Source organism: Pseudoalteromonas prydzensis (genome assembly GCF_011050055.1).
GTDB lineage: Bacteria > Pseudomonadota > Gammaproteobacteria > Enterobacterales > Alteromonadaceae > Pseudoalteromonas > Pseudoalteromonas prydzensis_A.
In genome coordinates this window covers 1-20,278 of sequence record NZ_DRGM01000071.1, presented here as the reverse complement: position 1 = coordinate 20,278, position 20,278 = coordinate 1, and the positions used below count along the sequence as shown (strand labels likewise).

Here is a 20,278-nt window from a genome sequence, read left to right as displayed (position 1 = left end):
CATTCGCGCACTAGGTAGCCCTATTCGCAATGGCGAAGCGTACCACACAGGCTGTATTCCTTTTTATAAGCACTTTCAAACAGCAGTTAAAAGCTGTTCGCAAGGTGGTGTACGCGGCGGTGCAGCGACCCTGTTCTACCCTTTATGGCATTTAGAAGTAGAAAACTTATTAGTGCTTAAAAACAACCGTGGTGTAGATGATAACCGTGTGCGTCACTTAGATTACGGTGTGCAATTTAATAAGCTAATGTACGCGCGCTTGATTAAAGATGATTACATTACATTATTTAGCCCATCAGATGTACCTGGTCTTTACGATGCCTTTTTTGAAGATCAAGATGAATTTGATCGTCTATACGTGCAATACGAGCAAGATGAATCAATTCGTAAAAAACGTATTAAAGCGATTGAATTGTTCTCAATGTTTGCACAAGAGCGTGCTAGCACCGGGCGTATTTATTTACAAAATGTCGATCACTGTAATACCCACAGCCCGTTTATCGCTAAAGTTGCGCCAATTCGCCAATCTAACTTATGTTTAGAAATTGCATTACCAACTAAACCGCTTAGCAATGTTAATGACGAAGAAGGCGAAATCGCCCTGTGTACGCTATCGGCCTTTAACTTAGGTGCCATTGAGTCACTAGACGAGCTTGAAGAATTAGCTGAACTTGCAGTGCGCGCCTTAGATAACTTACTTGATTTCCAAGACTACCCAGTGCCAGCAGCCCACAATGCAACGATGGGCCGTCGTACACTCGGAATAGGTGTAATAAACTACGCATATTACCTTGCTAAAAATGGCAAACGTTATTCTGATGGCAGTGCCAATGCATTAACGCATAAGACCTTTGAAGCAATTCAGTATTACTTAATGAAAGCGTCAAATGAGCTGGCTAAAGAGCGTGGCGCCTGCCCTAAATTTAACGAAACCACCTACTCACAAGGGATCATGCCAACTGATACCTATAAGCGTGATTTAGACAAAATTTGTGATGAACCATTGCATTTAGATTGGGATACTTTACGTGCCAATATTAAAAAGCATGGTATGCGTAACTCAACGTTATCTGCGTTGATGCCGTCTGAAACATCGTCGCAAATTTCTAATGCAACCAATGGTATTGAGCCACCGCGCGGCCATATCAGTGTTAAAGCCAGTAAAGATGGTATTTTAAAACAAGTTGTTCCTGAGTATGAGCGTTTAAAAGATAACTATGAACTATTGTGGGATATCCCATCAAATAAAGGTTACATAGAGCTAGTTGGTATAATGCAAAAGTTTGTTGACCAAACGATTTCAGCTAATACGAACTACGACCCAAATAAATTTGAAGGTGGTAAAGTACCAATGAAGGTATTACTACAAGATTTACTGGGTGCATATAAACTTGGTGTTAAAACCCTTTACTATCACAATACCCGCGATGGCGCATCTGATGCACAAGATGACACACCAGACGTGGAAGATGATGATTGTGCAGGCGGCGCTTGTAAAATCTAGTCGATAATAAATATAAATTGGAAGCGGGCTATACGCCCGCTTTGCCCTGTTCGTTTTTTGAGTGATCTTATGTCTTATACTACTTTTAGCCGAAACCATAATAACCAACTACAAGAACCGATGTTTTTCGGCCAAACCGTTAACGTATCGCGTTATGATCAACAGAAGTACCCTATTTTCGAAAAGTTAATTGAAAAACAGCTGTCGTTTTTTTGGCGTCCTGAAGAAGTCGATGTAAGTAAAGATCGGTTAGATTTTCAGGCCTTACCTGATCACGAAAAACATATCTTTTTAAGTAACTTAAAGTATCAAACCTTGCTTGATAGTGTGCAAGGTCGCTCGCCTAATGTTGCGTTACTGCCAATTGTGTCGATCCCAGAACTTGAGACCTGGATTGAAACTTGGGCATTTAGTGAAACAATCCATAGCCGTTCATACACACATATTATTCGTAACGTTACTCAAGCCCCTGAGCTTATTTTTGATGATATCGTTAGTAACGAAAAAATTAGTGAACGCGCTGATGCCGTAACTAAATATTACGATGAATTAATTAATAAAGTTGCCGTGTATAACTTGTACGGTGAAGGCAAACACAGTCTTAATGGTGAAACTGTTCATATCAGCTTATTTGAACTTAAAAAGCTGTTATACCTTGCCATGATGTCAGTAAACATTCTTGAAGCCATTCGCTTTTATGTCAGCTTTGCCTGTTCATTTGCATTTGCAGAGCGTGAATTGATGGAAGGCAACGCGAAAATCATCAAACTGATCGCCCGAGATGAAGCTCTACACCTCTCAGGTACTCAGCACATTCTAAACATTATGCAAGATGGTAAAGACGATCCTGAAATGGCAATCGTTGCGGCGCAGTGTCGTGAAGAAGCAATCAAGATGTTTGTCGATGCGGCAGAACAAGAAAAAGAATGGGCTGAATACTTGTTTAAAGATGGCTCAATGATTGGCTTAAACAAAGATATTTTATGTCAATACGTTGAGTACATTACTAACGCACGTATGAGTGCCGTTGGCTTACCGACCCAATTCAAAACCAGCAGTAACCCTATTCCATGGATCAACTCATGGTTAGTGTCTGACAATGTACAAGTTGCCCCACAAGAAGCGGAGATCAGCTCATACCTTGTAGGTCAAATTGATTCGCAAGTTGATGCTGCCGACTTTGGTGACTTTGATCTCTAATGAGCAGCAACAAAACTGCAAAGATTCACTTTGCAGATAACAGCCAGTGTGTTGAATTTAGCACTGGCTGCCATTCCCTCTTAGACTGCCTTGAACAACAGCAATATGATATCCCTTTCCAATGCCGAGAAGGTTATTGTGGCGCTTGTCGTGCAACACTCAGCCAAGGACAAGTGATCTACAATGAAGAGCCACTTGCGTTTGTGCGAGACGGAGAAGTGCTGCTGTGCTGTTGCAAACCCGATGGCGATATTACCCTCAGTTTTAAATAATCACGGTAGTTTAGTGCCAATCAAACTGTTTGGTTTCATAACAGTGTATTTTATCACTGATCATTAAACTGCCCTCATCGATAGTGACATCCCAATGTAAACTTCGCGTTAAATCCATTTGAATAGCGTCCACGAATTGCTGATCAATTTCTATAATGTGGCTATTTGTAAATAGCTTTAAGCGTGATTCAGACTCAATTAACCACTGACTATTACCGGTCGTTAAGATTAATAGCTCATCTACTTGCTTAGCTATTTTGAACAGCTGCTCAAGGTTGGGCTGATCTACACTTAACCAGATTTTATAATGCTCGTCCAATGCTTGGATACCAACATCTGGCTGCAGTCTATCTGAAAATTTATTTAGCACTGCGTGGCTGTCGTAAGATAAAATACAATATCCTAATAGCTTTAAAACAAAATGCTCTAGCGTTTCATTTTTTGTTAAAGCCGTAGTAAATACCTCTTGATGATTACGCTGCTGACGCAAATCTGCAATGCTAAAACGTGCTTTAAAGATACGTGCTTTATCAGACATAACATTCACCAAACTAGTGATTATTTCTACTAGAGTATAGCGCGCTCTAATGAAAATGTGTTTATTTTAAAGTTATGGTATAACATTATTGATTGGTGTAAATGATGGTGTTATATTATATCACAACATAATAACCACGATGTAGTAATCATGATCCGACATTCTTTAATATCCACAGCAATTATCTCTGCTCTAAGTTCTTTTTCTGCTCATGCCGCGGTTGTAACAGGCCAAGTTTTGGATGATAAAAATCAACCGATCAGCCAAGCCGACGTGCATATACACGGTAAAGCACAATCAATAAAAACTGATAACAATGGCCAGTTTAGTATTGATATCGACGCTAATAGTCAGTTACATATTAGTAAAGACAATTATGTTGATGCCCGTATTGCAGTGAATGAAGCAAGCCCTGCATTGCAAATTACCCTTGTTCCAACTTCGGTTGAAACTGTGGTGGTATATGCCTCTGCTCTGCATAAAAATAGTTTAGAAATGATTTCACCGGTGAGTGTACTTAGCGGCGACGAACTAAGAAATAAAGCAAAGCCAACATTAGGCGAAACCTTAAAAGGCCTGCCAGGCGTCAATGCCAGCTATTTTGGCCCTGTTTCTTCAAGTCCAATTATTCGTGGTTTAGACGGCCCCCGCGTTAAAATCACTCAAAATGGCTTAGACAGCAGCGATGCATCGAGAATTGGCCCAGATCACGCAACCTCTAATGACAGCCTAGCCGCTGAACAAATTGAAGTTTTGCGTGGCCCAGCTACGCTACTTTATGGCTCTGGTGCAATCGGTGGTGTAGTTAATGTGGTTGATAACCGTATTCCTACCGATAACATTGAGCAACTAACCGGCGCAGTTGAGTACAGCCACGATACAGTATCAAATGCCAACACCTATGCTGCTAAGCTTGAAACGGGCCATAACAACTTTAACTTCCATTTTGATGGTACTAAACGCACTGGTGATGACTACCAAACTCCGCGTTTTAACTTACCAGAAGAAGAGCACGAAGATCATGAGGGCCATGACGAAGAAGAGCATGAAACAGCAACCTCAGTTAAAAATACTTTTATTGATAGCCAAACCGTTAACTTTGGAACTAGCTATGTGGGGGAACATTTAACGTTAGGTGTCGCTTATGGTCGTATCGAAACAGATTACGGTATTCCGGCACATAGCCATGAACATGGTCACGATCACGATCACGAACATGCCCATGAAGAAGGTGAAGAAGAAGCCGTTTATGCGCGCGTAGAGCAAGATCGTTGGCAAGCTTTAATGAGTTATGCATTGCATAACAATTGGATTGAAACCATTAACTTACGTCTTGGTTATACTGACTATCGCCATGCTGAAATTGAAGACGGCGCGATTGGTACAATCTTCAGCAACGAAACCACTGAAGCACGTTTTAATATTGAGCATAAACTAGGTAACTGGCACGGGATGGCGGGCTACCACTTTAGCGAGTCCAATTATGATGCTGATGGTGAAGAAGCCTTTACACCAGCAAGTAAGACCACCTCAAATGCACTGTTTATCCTAGAAGAGCAACAATTTGGTGACGTGACTGTGGAACTTGGTGCTCGTTTAGAAGATTATAATATTGATAGTAACGTCAATACTTCAGCGCATGACCATGACCATGACCATGACCATGAAGAGCATGCTGATGAGCACGAAAATGAGCTAACGGCTTACAGTAAAAGTTTTACTAATTTAAGCGCTTCAGCGGGTGCCATTTGGCAATATACGCCAGGTCAAAGTGTGTCTCTTAGCGTGTCACATTCAGAGCGTGCTCCGTTATCTGCAGAGCTACTTTCAAATGGTGTACATATTGCTACCAGTACCTATGAGCTAGGTTTGGGCTACGTAATTGAAGACGGTGAAATTCACTTCGAACCTGATAATATCAAGCAAGAAACGTCCACCAATATTGATTTTGGCTTTAGACGCTTTAGTGGCGATTTTGGTTATACCGTTAACTTTTTCTATAACGACATTGAAAACTTTTACTATCAACAAAACACGGGCTTAGTGTTTGATGCAGAGCATGGCCTTGAAGCAGCAGAGCCTGACCACGATCATGGTATGGCGGTTTATCAATTCGTCAGTAAAGATGCAAAGTTATACGGTATTGAGTTTGACGCACATTATCAAATTAACGCCAATGCAATGGTTAAACTATTTGGTGATTCAACCACGGCAAAACTTGCGGATGATGAAGGTAATTTACCGCGTATTCCAGCGAATAAATTAGGCTCAGAATTACAATATAATATTAGTGATTGGCAGTTTAGTTTAACGGGCACCCATTACTTTGAACAAAATGACATTACAGCCTATGAAACCGCAACTGACGGTTACACGTTATTTGATGCACAAGCAAATTATCAATTAACGGTAGGCCCTGTCGATACGCAGTTTTATATCAACATTGATAACATCACTGATGAACTAGGCTTTGTACATAGCTCATTTATTAAAGATCAAGCGCCATTACCAGGGCGAAACTTTAGACTAGGTGTACGTGGTTACTTTTAATTAACCATAATACAAACATAAAAAAAGCCACCCTAATCGTCTTAGGGTGGCTTTTTATTTACTTAAAAAAGTAAATAACTATTAAAGAATAGCGTGTAACTCAACATCGAATACAAGCGTTGAGAAAGGTGCAATCGCAGCACCGGCACCACGTTCACCATAAGCAAGATCATGAGGAACATAAATACGCCATTTAGTGCCTACTGGCATCATTTGTAACGCTTCAGTCCAACCTTTGATAACACCACCAACAGGGAACTCTGCAGGCTGGCCACGCTCATAAGAGCTATCAAAAACAGTACCGTTGATAAGTGTACCGTGATAATCAACGCGAACTGTAGACTCTGCAGTAGGCTTGTCGCCTTCACCTGTTGCAAGTACTTCGTATTGCAGACCAGACTCAGTAACGGTGATTTCAGTACGCTTTGCATTTTCTTCTAAGAATGCAATGCCTTCAGCCGCGAGTACTTTAGCTTCTTCTTCACGACGAGCTTGAATTTCAGTATTGATTTTTTCGAAAGCAGCTTGGATCTCAGGGATCTCAACTTGGAAATCGCCACCTACATACGCATCTTTCATGCCTGCAAATACTGAATTTAAGTTTAGACCTTCGAACGGATTCGCTTTAAGTTGCTCACCCATTTGTAAGCCAATACCGTAACTTGCTTTTTCAGCATCTGTAGTAAAATTATCTGACATAATGTGTTTCACGTTTTGTTTATACCAACCTTAATAACGTTGGTATCAGTTAAAAGACGCGTCTATGCTATCATAAAAAAAAGCCCTTTTGGGCTTCTTTAGGATTAGTTTTTAGGGAGTTTTCGCTTTATAAAGCGCATTGCGAAAGTAAATACTGGTAAGCTGATTAAAATACCAGCGAGTAATGGACGGCTCAATAATGCTTGCGGACCAACAAGTATCACCGGCACCACTAATAAGCCAAAAATCCCTATATAGATTGCAGCAATTTCAGGCCAATGCCTGTCATATTTGCTGATCAAATGGGCAGATAAAACATTAAAGCCTAAACAATACGCCATTGCAGTAACCAATACCTGCTCCGGTTGCGAATCAATGGCCATCTTAACCAAAAGGTTGATTGCACTGTGATAGCAATAGCCAAATACAGTCCATAACAACACATGCTTGAGTACTCGCTGAGTTGTACTTAATTGATTTTGTTGTGACATATAAAACTCCAGATAGCAAAAAGCCGCCCAGAAGGCGGCTTTTTAAATATGGTGGAGAGATAGGGATTTGAACCCTAGATGGGCTATAAACCCATGCCGGTTTTCAAGACCGGTGCATTCGACCACTCTGCCATCTCTCCGTACGGCGCGGATAATAGGGGTTACTTGCCTTGTTGTAAAGCCCTAACAGTAAAAAATCAAAATTAATTGCTGCTATGATCCTATAACGCCTAAAAATAACTCAATAATACTGTTTTGGCCGTTTTGCAATCCACGAGCATAATAAACACACTAGCAAGCTAAAAGTCACAAAACTTAAACTTTGGAAGATTAAATCATAGCGATTGAGATCATCACTTGGCACCAGTACCAATATAAATGCAGGTAAGATACTAATAACTAATACATAACAGCACACTTTAAATGCCCTGCCAAAGTCAAATCGCCTTGTACGTTGCATCCACCACGCTAAGATAACCACAATACCTATTGATGACATTGCAATTAGATGAGGAGTCTGTGTACTAAATGCTGTGTAAAGAGTTATAACTGCACCAACAAAGCCCCATAAAGACCACGTTAACCATTTTTCTTTTTCACGTAAAAATAAATTTCCCATTATCCTCGTCTTCTAGATTGTTATTTTTATAAAGCATTCCATACATTAATAAACTGCTGAAGAATAACAAATCGTTGCATTCAGGGTTATTGCATCCAAGCGCTTCACGCAGCTAAGTTACTTGCCGACTCTAACAAGAGTAACCTTAATGCTCTCTGACTAGTACAAAAAGAAAAAGTTCCAATTTATTACGTCTTAGCAACTATAAATTGCTGAAAAAACGTTCAGGCTGATGACGTACCGATTTTTTACACTCTAGTTCAGGTGTACCTAAGTATAAATAGCCGACAATCTCATCGTCTGTGTTTAAATTTAAAGACGCTTTAACAGCCTCACTTTGCGCAAAATAGCCGGTACGCCAAACACCACCAAGCCCTTGTGCGAATGCCGCTTGTTGCATCGCAAGCACAGCACAGCCGGCGCTTTGTACTTGCTCTATACGTGGTACTTTAGGATGTGCTTGATATTTAGCAATCGCAATAATAATCATTGGGGCACGCAGTGGTAACTCTTTGGCGCGATTAATGACTTTTTCATCTTGTTGTTCTGCAACTGCACTTTGATAATAAATTTCGCCAAGTCGTTCGCGCGCATCCCCTGCTACAACAATAAATTGCCATGGCGCAAGCGCGCCATGATCCGGCACACGCAGTGCTGCTTGTTTAATAATCTCTAATTGGCTGTTGTTGGGAGCGGGTGCAATTAGTCGGGGATCAGACTGACGGGTTAATAAAAGCTCAATAGCATCCATAGCATACTTCTCACTGAAAAAGAAAACAGCATACCATTGATACGGATTACTGAGAAAGTTAGAAAGTTAGAAAGTTAGAAAGTTAGAAACTTACCAGTAAGTATCTAGCTTATTCGATTGTTCTTCGTAGCCAATAATCTAAGCTTACAAAGCGCCCACCACCGGTGAAAAATAAACTTAATAGCATCGCAAAATAAATAGCTGAAAACTCAATGCCATTATTCAAAATTGACGGTTTACCCTTTTCATACAAGTAATCGGGGAAACCATGCTCTTCTACAAGTCCTCGGATTTTCTCAATTCGTTCCTTCACTGCAAGGGAATTATCGAGGCTTGCTTTGGCACCAGGTATCGCTAGCCAGTCGAGTACTTGTGCGGCACTGGTATCAGGCTCTGTCGGCGCAATAGCAAACCAGCCATTATGCCAATGTACTGAGGTTGCGGCAACGACCATGGTAAACATCAACGGAATGCTAACTAAGCGAGTTAATAAACCAACCAAGAGCAGCCAACCACCCAGAAACTCACTCCAGCCAGCTAAAAAAGCCAATAAATCAGGAAAAGGTAGACCTAAGCCCCAATCTGCGTTGCCAAACCAAGCAACAACATCAGGGGAAGCTAAAAAGAATTCAAAAAAGCCATTGACGTCACCACTGATATTTAGCTTGTTATAACCCGCTATTATCATTACTGGCGCCAGTATGAGTCTAAATAGTAAAGCAGGGATACTATCAAATAGGGCTATTTTTTGTAGCAACGTTTTATATATATTGATTAATGTATTCATCGTAGCGGTCTATTCTCTTAAAGTGTATTAAACAAAGACCGCTACGATAGAAAGTTTATTTCAGTTAAATTTTACGCGCCACCTGTAACGCTTCATAAATAGCCCGTTTTGCATCAATCGCTGAGGCTAATTTGGCCCCACCAATCACATGTACTTTTGGGTTATCGGTTAATTGTGACATTAACTCATTATTAGACACTTGCCCAATACACGCAATAACCGTATCAACAGGTAAAATTTGCTCTTCCCCTGCCACCGTGATTGTTAGGCCTTGCGCATCAAAATGATGATACTGACAATCAGCGATTTGTTTTACACCATGTTGCTTTGCAACTTGGCGGTGTATCCAACCGGTGGTTTTGCCCAGTTCACTACCAAAGCGCCCTGCACTACGTTTGAGCATAAACAATTGACGACTATCTTTATGCGGGCTTGGCTCGCACTCAATCCCCCACTGGGTTTTAAATTCACTGATAGTTTGGTTTTTATGCTCGCTTAAAAAAGCGACCATATCAAAACCAATGCCACCGGCGCCTAAAATCGCAATCGATTGGCCTAATTCAACTTCACCGCGGATCACTTCATCGTATGAAAAAACTCGTTTATCATCAGCGCAAGTAAAATTTGCTTCACGAGGACGTACGCCCGTTGCAAACACCACATCATCGTATTGCTCAAGCATTTTATCGGTAAAAGGAGTATTGAGTGTGACCGTGACTTTTAGACGTTCAAGTTCGTTAATAAAATAACGCAGAGTATGATTAAAATCTTCTTTGCCAGGAATGCGCATCGCGAGATTAAATTGCCCGCCCATATCAGCACTTTTATCAATCAGCGTCACCGTGTGGCCTTTTTGCGCTAAATAACAACTTGCCGATAAACCCGCAGGCCCGGCACCAACAACCAATACACTTTTAGCCTTTTGCGTGTATTCAAGCGGGTAATCTAATTCAAAGCCTGCTTGTGGGTTTACTAGGCAAGTAGCTCGTTTACCTTTAAACACATGATCTAAACAACCTTGGTTACAACCGATACAAATATTAATTTGCTCACTGTGTTGTGCTTGATATTTATTGAAAAACTCAGGATCAGCAAGCAGTGGGCGTGCCATCGAGATTAAATCGGCATTACCTGCGGTTAAAATTTCATTGGCAATAGCAGGGGTATTAATACGATTTACAGCAATGACAGGCACCGACACTACTTCTTTTAAACGTTTTGACGCTTCTTTAAATGCACCAGGTGGTACCATACTGGCAATCGTTGGCACGCGTGCTTCATGCCAGCCAATACCAGTATTAAATATATCAACGCCTGCCAGCTCCAACGCTTTAGCTTGAACCGTTACTTCTTCTGGTGTGGAACCATTTGGGATCAGATCCATCACTGATAAACGAAAGATAATTAAAAATTCTTTATTTACTTTGGCACGTACCGCTTTAACTATGTCTAATGCCAAACGCAGGCGATTTTCTAGACTCCCGCCGTATTCATCGGTGCGTTTATTAGTATGCGGCGCCATAAATTCATTGATCAGATAGCCTTCAGAGCCCATCACTTCAACACCATCATAACCCGCTTTTTGTGCTAAATAAGCAGAATGAGCAAAGTCTTTGATGGTTTTTTTAATCGCCCCTAAAGACATCGCTTTTGGTTTATACGGATTGATAGGTGCTTTAATTGCACTGGGTGCTTGATTAAATGGATGATAGGCATAGCGACCAGCATGTAATAATTGTAAGCAAATCTTACCACCATGCTGATGCACAGCATCAGTATAGGCACGGTGCTTAAATACATCATAATAACTGTTAAAAGAGGATGAAATGGGGGTTAACTTTCCACGCAGATTAGGGCTATAACCCCCCGTGATGAGCATTGCGGTGCCACCTTTTGCGCGTGCTTCATAAAATGCACGCAGCCGTTTTCTGTTATGCCACCCCTCTTCAAGCCCTGTATGCATTGAGCCCATTACTAAGCGATTGCGTAATTGTGTGTGTTTTAATTGTAATTGTTGTTCTAACATCCTCTGCCCCGTCAACTGGTCTAACCTCTATACATTAGCGAATTTTGCTTGATTGGCAAGTAATAAGCAACAAAAGCACTCAATTATGTCATATTTCTATCGTTAACCTCTTTAAGGACGGCACTGATAAATACTTAGTTACGATTTAACAGTTAAATAAATTTTTATTCTAGGCTAAGATGGTGACATATATAAGTTGTACCAGACTAAGGATTTATTTTGATTGCAAAGCTGTTTAAAGGACTGTGGGCAGGAATTAACTTTTCTCGTCGTTTAGTCCTCAATTTTTTATTTGTGCTACTCGTTATTCTTTTCATTGTCTCTATCGTAAGTGATGACGATGAAATTAATGTTGCTGATACATCGGTGCTCACACTTAACCTCAATGGGCCAATCGTAGAAGAAAAAATTTACGTTGATCCAATTGAAGCCGCCATCAATGACACAACAATGGGCAACGACGAACCTGCTGAAATATTACTTGATGATATTATCGAAGTAATTGATCAAGCCACTGAAGATAAACGCATTAGTGTGATCTTGTTAGATTTACAAAAAATGCCTAGCGCGCATTTAAATAAATTAAAACAAATTTCTCAAGCTCTAGAGCGTTTTAAAGCTAGCGGTAAAAAAGTAATTGCTTCTGGTTATTATTATTCTCAAGCACAGTATTACATCGCTGCTCATGCTGATGAAATTTCAATGCATCCATATGGTGGCGTTGAAATTCAAGGTTTTGGTATGTATCCACTGTATTTTAAAGATGCTCTTGAAAAGCTCGGCATCACCCAGCATATTTTCCGTGTTGGTACCTTCAAATCAGCTGTGGAACCTTTCATTCGTAATGATATGTCAGATGCAGCAAAAGAAGCCAACAGTGTATGGTTGGGTGCATTATGGCAAGAATATAAGCAAGATGTTGCTGCAGTTCGTCCATTTGATGAAGCTAATTTTGATGAAACCATGGATGTATTCCTTGCCAAAATGCAAGCGGTTAATGGTGACTCAGGTAAATATGCACTTGAACATCAATGGGTTGATTCATTAAAAACGAATCAACAAGTTCGTCGAGAATTGATTGAATTAGTAGGCGCTGAAGAAACTGGCAAAACCTTTAACCAAGTATCATTTAAAGAATATCTTTCATTGATTAAACCGCCAGTTGAATTTGATAACCCAATGACAGAAAAAGTCGCCGTTGTTGTTGCTCGCGGTACTATTTCTGACGGCGAACGCAAAGCCGGTGAAATTGGTGGTGACTCTACGGCGGCATTACTACGTAAAGCTCGCTTAGATGAAAAAGTTAAAGCCGTAGTACTACGTATTGATTCAGGCGGTGGCAGTATGTTTGCTTCTGAAATTATTCGCGCTGAAGTACTGGCACTCAAAGCTGCTGGTAAACCGGTAATTGCTTCAATGAGCTCTGTGGCTGCCTCTGGTGGTTACTGGATTGCCTCCGCAGCCAATGAAATTTGGGCCGCGCCAAGTACCATTACCGGTTCAATTGGTGTATTTGGTAACTTTATGACCTTTGAAAACACCATGGCTAAATTAGGTGTTTATTCAGACGGCGTAGCAACCACTGAAATGGCTGGCCTGTCAGTCGCCCGTCCTCTGAATGAAAAAATGGCGCAAGTTATTCAACTAAGTGTTGAAGATGCCTATCAGCGCTTTTTAGAGGTCGTTGGCGAAGCACGGAACATGACACCTGAGCAAGTTGATAAGATTGCCCAAGGCCGTGTTTGGATTGCAAGCCAAGCGCAAGAACTTGGCTTAATCGATAAGCTTGGTAATAAGCAAGATGCAATTAAAGCCGCCGCTGAACTGGCTAAACTTGATTTTTATGAAGTAAAAACCATCAAGCATAGCCTTACTGGGCAAGAGCAGCTAATGCAAGATATCTTTGGTAACGCATCGGTTAAAGCACTAATTGGTTCGCAAAGTACGCTACAAAACGCACTCTCAAACAAAGCATCAATCAATGGGTTAGTTAAGCAATTAACGACTGAGGTTGAAAACTTGCAGGATTACAACGATCCGCAAGGTATTTATGCCCGCTGCTTAGTGTGTAATATTTCACAATAATGCCCTAACAGGCTGTATTGATTAGCACTTAGCGTTATACTAAGCCCAGTTTTTTTACTGGGCTTTTTTATGAAACGTAAACGTATTTATATCGCATACACTGGCGGTACAATTGGCATGAAAAAATCAAGCCGAGGCTATATTCCTGCAGAGGGCTTTTTAACACAAACCGTAGTAAACAATGCTGAATTTAACCGTGATGAAATGCCTTTATTTGATATTCATGAGTATTGTCCGCTCATTGATTCTTCCGATATGTCCCCTGTCCATTGGCAATTAATCGCAGAAGACATTAAAAGTAAATACCAAGACTATGATGGCTTTGTGGTATTGCACGGTACCGACACTATGGCCTATACCGCCTCTGCGCTGTCATTTATGTTTGAAAATTTAACAAAACCCGTGATTGTCACAGGTTCACAAATTCCACTGTCGCAACTGCGCTCTGATGGTCAGGTCAATTTACTTAATGCTATGTACTTAGCGGCTAATTATCCGATTGCCGAGGTTAGTTTATTTTTTAATAATCAATTATTTCGCGGCAACCGTGCGACAAAAGCCCATGCCGATGGCTTTGATGCCTTTGCCTCGCCAAACCTAGATCCACTGGCTCTCTCAGGCATTAACATTCAATTATTAAAAGGCCAACTGAGCCCGTATGTTGAAAATGAACTACAAGTCACTAACATAACGCCACAACCTATTGGGGTTTTATACTTGTATCCTGGGATCAGTCATGCTGTGGTTAAAAGCCTGGTAAACGATAATATCAAAGCCCTGGTATTATTAAGCTTTGGGGTAGGCAATGCGCCACAAGATCCTGACTTTTTAGAGATCCTCTCAAGCGCGAGTAAACGCGGCATGGTCATTATCAATCTCACACAATGCTTAAAAGGTCATGTCAATATGGGCGGTTATGCAACGGGTAATGCATTACTCAACATTGGTGTGATCAGCGGTTACGATATGACGTTAGAGGCATGCCTAACTAAATTACATTACTTATTTAGCCAACAGCTTGAAATAGAAACTATTCGCCATCTAATGCAAGACAACCTACGTGGTGAGTTAAGTAGATAATAAAAACAATTTTTTAAACTGCATTTAAAACTAAAAAGGCACGCTAATTAGCGTGCCTTTTATTTAAACCTATTGGTCTAATTAACGAACTTTCGCGTCAATCTCAACTAAATCAGTTAAATGGCATACTTCACCGCTGTGGGTTTTAATACCATGCTCACCGAAGTAATCTCGTTGTGCTTGTACTAAATGACCATTGCTTGGTGTAGTAAGGGTCGCAAAATAGGTTTGCGTTGAGCTCAAGACTGGAAATGCTAAACCAGTCATCATCGCTTGACCTGTAATTTTACGCAGTGCGAGTGACTCTTTTTCAAGTGTATCGATAAACTCAACACCATCAGCAATATTATCTAAGTAATCGGCACGAATAATACAGCCTGCACGCCATGTTTGCAGTGTTTTAGATAAGTCGACTTTCCATTGATGCGCACGCGATGCACCTTTAATAAGCGCAAGGCCTTGACGATAAGCAAGTAAACTTGCAAACAAGAAGGCATCTTTAAGTTCTTCTAAATCAAGTTCAATTTGTGTCGTTGATTTAGCTGCATAGGTCATTTCTTTTGCAGCGTGTGTATCACCGGTATTAGTTAAATGACGTGCTTGTACAGCAGCAACCAATGATGGCACTGCAATACCCAGCTCTAATGCATTTTGCGCCGTCCACAAACCAGTGCCTTTTGCGCCTACTTTATTATCAATTAAATCAACTAGCGCTTCATCAGCATCAGTTTCTAACGATAGGATATGACTTGAAATAGACAATAAATAACTATTTAGTGAGCCTTGTGACCATTGATTAAAAATATCAGCAACTTCATGTGGAGTACGATTTGTGCCTAAACGTAGTAATTGATACATTTCAGCAATTAATTGCATTAATGCGTATTCAATGCCGTTGTGCACCATTTTAACAAAATGACCACTGGCTGATTGACCTACACGGGCAAAACACGATTCGCCTTTGTAGCTCGCAGCAACTTTTTCAAACCATGGCTCGACACGCTCCCAGCCACCTTCTGAACCACTTGCCATCATCGCAGGGCCATGACGAGCGCCTTCGGCACCGCCAGAAATGCCCATAGTGGCAAATTCAAATTTATTTTGATATTTAAGTTTACGCGTGATGCCGTCTTTATAATTACTATTACCGCAATCAACAATAATGTCGTCGCAATCAACACCCGCTTCAACTAATTCGTTACACACTTTATCAACTAACTCACCCGCTGGTACTAATAACAAGATTGAGCGAGGCGGCGTTAACCGTTTTACCATATCAGCTAAATCAGACACAATGTGCAGACGATCTGCCATGCCTTGTAATTTAGCACAGCTTAATAGCTCTTCGCCCGCGTCTGGGTTTTTATCATAAGCTACTAGCGTCATACCCTGCTCTATCAAGTTCAGAGCAAGATTTTTACCCATAACGCCTAACCCGACTAATGCAACTTGCATTTAGTGTCCTCCTCGGTAACAACTATTGGTTAGTAAATGAAAATAATACCGCGCGCATTATATACCCAAGCCACTTAAAAATGCGAGCTTAGACAACAGATACAACGCTATGCGTAAAACAAATACGCATGATGCGCAGATTATACCAAACAACCGTTCCTTCGGGGGGATAAATTTTCCTGGTATGGATTTCTGAGTCGAGCATTGACGAGACCTGACACCGGTGTCATAATGTGGTCATATTTATTTTGTATAAAATAATGGCAGCCTCATAAGTTACATTACATTCAACAATGTATCGGCTGCCTGTAAAAACTGTATTATGCGTGTTAGTTACAACGGCATATATTAATAACGAAAAACCGTCAACCTGCTTACAATTTAGTAAGCCTACAGGAGAATTTGATGCTTAGACGCACAAAAATAGTCGCGACCCTTGGACCTGCAACCGATCGAGATAATAACTTAGAAAAAATAATTCGTGCTGGTGCAAACGTAGTGCGTTTGAACTTTTCACATGGTATTGCCCAAGATCACAAAGACCGTGCCCAAGCTGTGCGTGATATTGCCAAGAAATTAGGTAAGCACATTGCTATTTTAGCCGATTTGCAAGGCCCAAAAATTCGTGTATCGACATTTAAAGATGGCAAAGTAACGCTACCTGTTGGTGCAAAATTTATTCTTGATGCAAAAATGGAAAAAGGCCTAGGCGATATCAACGCCGTAGGTATTGATTACAAAGAATTACCACAAGATGTTGCCCCAGGTGACTTACTGCTTTTAAACGATGGTTTAATTCAATTAACTGTAGTAAACGTTGAAGGTCATTTAGTGCATACCACAGTAACTGTTGGTGGCGTGTTATCTAATAATAAAGGTATCAATCGTTTAGGTGGTGGTTTAACGGCTCCAGCCTTTACTGAAAAAGATAAAGAAGATTTATTAACTGCGGCAGAAATTGATGTTGATTATATCGCGGTTTCATTCCCACGCAGTGGCGACGATATGCGTTATGTACGTTCACTAGCTGAAGCTGCGGGCTCTAAAGCACAGCTTTTAGCTAAAATTGAGCGTGCTGAAGCCGTTGAAACGGTAGAAGCGGTTGATGATATTATCCTTGCTTCAGATGCGGTGATGGTTGCCCGTGGTGACTTAGGTGTTGAAATTGGTGATGCTGCCTTAATGGGTAAACAAAAGCTTATTATCCGCCGCGCTCGTTCACTTAACCGTACCGTGATCACCGCAACGCAAATGATGGAATCAATGATCGATAACCCTATGCCAACCCGTGCAGAAGTTATGGATGTTGCCAACGCAGTACTTGATGGCACAGATGCAGTGATGCTTTCAGCTGAAACAGCAGCAGGCGATTACCCAGAAGAAACCGTGGCAACCATGGCGCGCGTTTGTTTAGGGGCAGAATCACAAAAAGAAACCCACGTTTCTAAGCACCGCTTAGACAGCCGTTTTTCATCAAACGCTGAGTCAATTGCATTATCAGCTATGTATGCAGCAAACCACTTAGATTCTGTGAAAGCCATTGTGACTTTAACTGAATCAGGCAGCACAGCAAAATTAATGTCCCGTATCAGCTCTGGCTTACCAATTTATTCATTATCGCGTCATGCCAGTACGCTTGGTCAAACAGCATTATATCGTGGTGTTTACCCGGTATTTTTTGACTCAACCCAATGTGAAAAAGATAACATGGTAAAAGATGCGCTTAACACACTGGTGAATGCGGGTTCATTACAAGCTGGCGATACAGTGATCATCACTCATGGCGATGCTATGGAAACGATTGGTGCAACCAACACCATGAAAATTGTCACTGTTGCTTAAATTAAAACAGTCAGAAAAAACGCGAGCCAAGGCTCGCGTTTTTTATTTAAAACACATGGTTTAATTTACTTCGTTATATAACCGCTAATGAGCCCGTTTCGAAGTTAACTTGCTAACGCCGCTTTTACTTTATCGCGGTAACTACGGCTTACTTTTAGTTCTTGACCGTTGTCTAACACTAATAAATATTCGCCACTGACTTGCGTCACTAACTTGCTTATTTGTTTAGTATTTACAATCGCACTGCGATGTACGCGTACAAATAATTGTGGATCAAGCTCTTGTTCTAGTTCTTTCATGGTTTTGCGAAGAATATGCGTTTGCCCGTCTTGGCAATGCAAACACATATAATCACCAGCAGCATCAACCCATTGAATTGTCGCTACAGGCACACGGATTATTTCACCCTGCTCTTTCACCGCTAAAGATTCTGGGTAACGGCGATCCGTTAAGGTATCGCCGGTGGCCAGTTTTTTCAAAATCTCTTCACAATTATTACCAGTAATTCCAGCGACAAAACTTGCCAATTTCTTTTTATGGGCGTTGTCTTGTTGCGTCTTCAAGTAGGTATGCACTTTCTCTACCGCCTGTTTTAGTCTGTTGTCATCGACTGGTTTAAGAATGTAGTCTAAAGCATGAATTTCAAATGCTTTGACTGCGAACTGATCAAATGCGGTTACGAATACAATAGCAGGTAATGCTCTGACACTTTCACTGAGTGCTCTGGCAACCTCAAATCCATTCATTCCTGGCATTTGAATATCTAAAAAAACTAAATCTATCTTCCCTGCTTGACATGCATCGATTGCCTCTTGACCAGAGTTACATAGTTTGATGACTTCGATATCATCAAACTCCTCCAATCTTACAGCTAGGCCTCTACGGGCTAATGGTTCATCATCGACAATCAGGGTCTTAATCTTGCTCATTTTTTCACAGCCTTCTCAAACGGAACGCGCAGATTCACTTTCAATCCACTTGGCGTATTATGTGATAGCACAAACGAATAGTTATTTTCATACAAGGTTTTTAGCCGGTCTTTAGTATTTGCTACCCCAACCCCTTGTGAATTAACTAATTGGCCATTAAGTAATTCAGTACCTGGGCCATTATCGCCTACTTCCAGTAATAGTTCATTAGCAAAAACTTGTGCTTTAATATCAATCACTCCACCTTCACTAAGATGAGCTATCGCATATTTAATCGCATTTTCGATGATCGGTTGCAAAATCAAGCTTGGCACTAATGCATTTTTTGCTTCATCACTGACTTGTACATTCACTTGTAATCGTTCATCAAAGCGCACTCGCTCTATTTCAAGATAAAGCATAAGTGCATGCAACTCTTGTTCAAGTGGCACTTTTTTTATCGGATCGGTATTGAGTGTATAGCGTAAAAAGTCACTCAGCTTTGACACCATTAAATTAGCATCTTTATTCTCTTTTACCAAAATCAACGTAGATATAGCATTCAAAGTATTAAATAAAAAATGAGGATTTAACTGATAACGCAACATTTTTAGTTGTGCTTCATGCGCCATGGTGGTTGCTTTAAGGGCCTTTTGCCGCTCACTTTGCAACAGTTGATAGTATTTAATACCGAAGTACAAACCGCTCCAACAAAGAATAATATAAACCGAATCTAAGCCCTGTTGCAGATAGTAAAACCACTCTGTAGGACGATAACCATGGCGATAAATTTCCCATAAATTAAACTTTTGGATCACCGCCCACAAAGTACCGGTAACATACGAAGCACTGAACACCACCAGCATTAAAATCCAAGGCGCTGCATTCCAAGCCTTGCGATACATATAGCGCAATGGCACCGTCATTAAACACCCGGCGTAAGCATTAAGCACAATGACAAATACGTAGATATCACGCATTTCAAATACTTTAGAGCCAATGTAGTTAACAAGTGCATAACCTATCCAACCGGCGATCTGTAACACCCAGAAAAACCGTTGGCGGTTATCAACTAAGGATTGCCAATTCAAAATAGTTAATTACCTCATTTATTTGTAATTATTATATAGCGTTAGATAGGCAGGGATCACTACCGACTATCTCGCTTTTCACGAGCCTTACCGCAAACAACTGTTGGTGAAAACTTTATTTTAGTCACAAAAAAAGGAGCCATCGGCTCCTTTTCAATACTTATTTGTAAAAGCTTAAGCTGCCGCTAGGCCTTCTTTTGCTTTTGCAACAAGCGCTGCGAATGCAACTTGGTCATAAACAGCGATATCTGCAAGGATCTTACGATCGATTTCTACAGATGTCTTTTTAAGACCATTGATAAAACGGCTGTAAGACAGACCATTTTGACGTGAAGCAGCATTGATACGTGCAATCCATAATTGACGGAAAGTACGTTTCT

Annotated in this window: 18 protein-coding genes and 1 tRNA gene; 7 read left to right on the top strand and 12 right to left on the bottom strand. The window is 40.8% G+C overall.

The window, feature by feature from the left end; translation table 11 throughout:
- The 3 genes from nrdA to yfaE form a co-directional block, all read left to right on the top strand.
- A partial coding sequence (nrdA, locus tag ENH88_RS06435; protein ID WP_304180805.1) for a class 1a ribonucleoside-diphosphate reductase subunit alpha occupies window positions 1-1,504 on the top strand: 1,504 nt, incomplete at its 5' end.
- A gap of 69 nt (window positions 1,505-1,573) precedes the next feature.
- A complete protein-coding gene (gene nrdB, locus ENH88_RS06430) occupies window positions 1,574-2,704 on the top strand; it encodes a class Ia ribonucleoside-diphosphate reductase subunit beta (RefSeq protein WP_304180803.1) in 1,131 nt (376 codons plus the stop codon).
- Window positions 2,704-2,976: a class I ribonucleotide reductase maintenance protein YfaE gene (yfaE, locus tag ENH88_RS06425; RefSeq protein ID WP_304180801.1), complete on the top strand. Its 273-nt coding sequence runs from the start codon at window positions 2,704-2,706 to the stop codon at window positions 2,974-2,976. The genes nrdB and yfaE overlap by 1 nt, the downstream gene beginning before the upstream one ends.
- 10 nt (window positions 2,977-2,986) lie before the next feature.
- On the opposite strand, the gene ENH88_RS06420 is transcribed toward yfaE, so the two are convergent.
- Entirely contained in the window at window positions 2,987-3,514 is a 528-nt protein-coding gene (locus ENH88_RS06420; RefSeq protein WP_304180799.1) for a YaeQ family protein, read from the bottom strand.
- 150 nt (window positions 3,515-3,664) lie between these two features.
- On the opposite strand from ENH88_RS06420, the gene ENH88_RS06415 reads away from it, so the two are divergent.
- A complete protein-coding gene (locus ENH88_RS06415; RefSeq protein WP_304180797.1) occupies window positions 3,665-6,064 on the top strand; it encodes a TonB-dependent receptor in 2,400 nt (799 codons plus the stop codon).
- An 81-nt stretch (window positions 6,065-6,145) separates the two neighbouring features.
- Here ENH88_RS06415 and ENH88_RS06410 read toward each other — a convergent pair whose 3' ends face one another.
- From ENH88_RS06410 to ENH88_RS06380, 7 genes are all read right to left on the bottom strand, one after another.
- The gene (locus ENH88_RS06410) at window positions 6,146-6,763 is read right to left on the bottom strand and encodes an FKBP-type peptidyl-prolyl cis-trans isomerase (protein WP_304180795.1); all 618 of its coding nucleotides are present in this window, start codon (window positions 6,761-6,763) and stop codon (window positions 6,146-6,148) included.
- A gap of 104 nt (window positions 6,764-6,867) precedes the next feature.
- Entirely contained in the window at window positions 6,868-7,254 is a 387-nt protein-coding gene (locus ENH88_RS06405; protein WP_304180794.1) for a hypothetical protein, read from the bottom strand.
- A gap of 49 nt (window positions 7,255-7,303) precedes the next feature.
- Window positions 7,304-7,394, bottom strand: a tRNA-Ser gene (locus ENH88_RS06400).
- Between the two features lie 101 nt (window positions 7,395-7,495).
- On the bottom strand, window positions 7,496-7,873 hold the full coding sequence (locus ENH88_RS06395; protein WP_304180792.1) for a hypothetical protein: 378 nt from the start codon (window positions 7,871-7,873) through the stop codon (window positions 7,496-7,498).
- A gap of 202 nt (window positions 7,874-8,075) precedes the next feature.
- Window positions 8,076-8,624: an NAD(P)H nitroreductase gene (locus ENH88_RS06390; RefSeq protein ID WP_304180790.1), complete on the bottom strand. Its 549-nt coding sequence runs from the start codon at window positions 8,622-8,624 to the stop codon at window positions 8,076-8,078.
- Window positions 8,625-8,733: 109 nt separating this feature from the next.
- On the bottom strand, window positions 8,734-9,411 hold the full coding sequence (locus ENH88_RS06385) for a DoxX family protein (protein WP_304180789.1): 678 nt from the start codon (window positions 9,409-9,411) through the stop codon (window positions 8,734-8,736).
- Between the two features lie 64 nt (window positions 9,412-9,475).
- Window positions 9,476-11,437, bottom strand: a complete 1,962-nt coding sequence (locus tag ENH88_RS06380) for an FAD-dependent oxidoreductase (RefSeq protein WP_304180788.1) — start codon at window positions 11,435-11,437, stop codon at window positions 9,476-9,478.
- Between the two features lie 219 nt (window positions 11,438-11,656).
- Here ENH88_RS06380 and sppA point away from each other — a divergent pair, with 219 nt between their 5' ends.
- Together sppA and ansA are read left to right on the top strand one after the other, a co-directional pair.
- A complete protein-coding gene (sppA, locus tag ENH88_RS06375) occupies window positions 11,657-13,522 on the top strand; it encodes a signal peptide peptidase SppA (protein ID WP_304180787.1) in 1,866 nt (621 codons plus the stop codon).
- A gap of 69 nt (window positions 13,523-13,591) precedes the next feature.
- Complete coding sequence (gene ansA / locus ENH88_RS06370) at window positions 13,592-14,602, top strand: asparaginase (RefSeq protein ID WP_304180786.1); 1,011 nt, start codon at window positions 13,592-13,594, stop codon at window positions 14,600-14,602.
- An 81-nt stretch (window positions 14,603-14,683) separates the two neighbouring features.
- Here ansA and gndA read toward each other — a convergent pair whose 3' ends face one another.
- Entirely contained in the window at window positions 14,684-16,057 is a 1,374-nt protein-coding gene (gndA, locus tag ENH88_RS06365) for an NADP-dependent phosphogluconate dehydrogenase (RefSeq protein ID WP_304180785.1), read from the bottom strand.
- Window positions 16,058-16,462: 405 nt separating this feature from the next.
- On the opposite strand from gndA, the gene pyk reads away from it, so the two are divergent.
- The gene (gene pyk / locus ENH88_RS06360) at window positions 16,463-17,899 is read left to right on the top strand and encodes a pyruvate kinase (protein WP_304180783.1); all 1,437 of its coding nucleotides are present in this window, start codon (window positions 16,463-16,465) and stop codon (window positions 17,897-17,899) included.
- Between the two features lie 104 nt (window positions 17,900-18,003).
- Here pyk and ENH88_RS06355 read toward each other — a convergent pair whose 3' ends face one another.
- The 3 genes from ENH88_RS06355 to rplT form a co-directional block, all read right to left on the bottom strand.
- On the bottom strand, window positions 18,004-18,828 hold the full coding sequence (locus ENH88_RS06355) for a LytR/AlgR family response regulator transcription factor (protein WP_064666311.1): 825 nt from the start codon (window positions 18,826-18,828) through the stop codon (window positions 18,004-18,006).
- Window positions 18,825-19,898 carry a sensor histidine kinase gene (locus tag ENH88_RS06350; protein WP_304180782.1) on the bottom strand — a complete coding sequence of 358 codons (1,074 nt, stop codon included), beginning with the start codon at window positions 19,896-19,898 and terminating at the stop codon, window positions 18,825-18,827. Before ENH88_RS06350 ends, ENH88_RS06355 begins: the two co-directional genes overlap by 4 nt.
- A gap of 174 nt (window positions 19,899-20,072) precedes the next feature.
- A partial coding sequence (rplT, locus tag ENH88_RS06345) for a 50S ribosomal protein L20 (protein WP_304180780.1) occupies window positions 20,073-20,278 on the bottom strand: 206 nt, incomplete at its 5' end.

What these genes read in the sequence shown, in the direction of transcription:
- pyk (WP_304180783.1), top strand. Translation starts at nt 16,463, where the DNA reads ATGCTTAGACGCACAAAAATAGTCGCGACCCTTGGACCTGCAACCGAT.
- ENH88_RS06415 (WP_304180797.1), top strand. Translation starts at nt 3,665, where the DNA reads ATGATCCGACATTCTTTAATATCCACAGCAATTATCTCTGCTCTAAGT.
- ENH88_RS06395 (WP_304180792.1), bottom strand. Translation starts at nt 7,873, where the DNA reads ATGGGAAATTTATTTTTACGTGAAAAAGAAAAATGGTTAACGTGGTCT.
- ENH88_RS06420 (WP_304180799.1), bottom strand. Translation starts at nt 3,514, where the DNA reads ATGTCTGATAAAGCACGTATCTTTAAAGCACGTTTTAGCATTGCAGAT.
- ENH88_RS06355 (WP_064666311.1), bottom strand. Translation starts at nt 18,828, where the DNA reads ATGAGCAAGATTAAGACCCTGATTGTCGATGATGAACCATTAGCCCGT.
- ansA (WP_304180786.1), top strand. Translation starts at nt 13,592, where the DNA reads ATGAAACGTAAACGTATTTATATCGCATACACTGGCGGTACAATTGGC.
- gndA (WP_304180785.1), bottom strand. Translation starts at nt 16,057, where the DNA reads ATGCAAGTTGCATTAGTCGGGTTAGGCGTTATGGGTAAAAATCTTGCT.
- ENH88_RS06405 (WP_304180794.1), bottom strand. Translation starts at nt 7,254, where the DNA reads ATGTCACAACAAAATCAATTAAGTACAACTCAGCGAGTACTCAAGCAT.
- yfaE (WP_304180801.1), top strand. Translation starts at nt 2,704, where the DNA reads ATGAGCAGCAACAAAACTGCAAAGATTCACTTTGCAGATAACAGCCAG.
- nrdB (WP_304180803.1), top strand. Translation starts at nt 1,574, where the DNA reads ATGTCTTATACTACTTTTAGCCGAAACCATAATAACCAACTACAAGAA.
- ENH88_RS06410 (WP_304180795.1), bottom strand. Translation starts at nt 6,763, where the DNA reads ATGTCAGATAATTTTACTACAGATGCTGAAAAAGCAAGTTACGGTATT.
- ENH88_RS06385 (WP_304180789.1), bottom strand. Translation starts at nt 9,411, where the DNA reads ATGAATACATTAATCAATATATATAAAACGTTGCTACAAAAAATAGCC.
- ENH88_RS06380 (WP_304180788.1), bottom strand. Translation starts at nt 11,437, where the DNA reads ATGTTAGAACAACAATTACAATTAAAACACACACAATTACGCAATCGC.
- ENH88_RS06390 (WP_304180790.1), bottom strand. Translation starts at nt 8,624, where the DNA reads ATGGATGCTATTGAGCTTTTATTAACCCGTCAGTCTGATCCCCGACTA.